Annotated in this window: 1 protein-coding gene; it reads left to right on the top strand. The window is 43.5% G+C overall.

Features of this window, described 5'->3' with window-relative positions; all coding sequences use genetic code 11:
- The coding region (locus E7X57_RS12640; RefSeq protein WP_167881007.1) for a hypothetical protein at nucleotides 1–207 on the top strand (207 nt) is incomplete at both ends.

Below are 207 nucleotides of genomic sequence, written 5' to 3'. Positions count from 1 at the left end.
TGTATACTGTCAATCTTACTGTCAGTAATATTAATGGCACTGCTTCCGAAATCAAGACCGGTTATATCAATGTGACATCCGTTCCTATACTTCCGGTATCCGATTTCAGTGCTAATGTCACTGAAGGTATTGCTCCCCTGAGCGTTGCGTTTACTGATCTGTCAACCAATGCAACGTCATGGTCCTGGGATATTGATGCTGACGGTA

Source organism: Methanococcoides sp. AM1, from assembly GCF_900774055.1.
Taxonomy (GTDB): Archaea; Halobacteriota; Methanosarcinia; order Methanosarcinales; family Methanosarcinaceae; genus Methanococcoides.
Note: the sequence above shows the minus strand (reverse complement) of the source record. Positions and strands in the feature narration are given on the sequence as shown.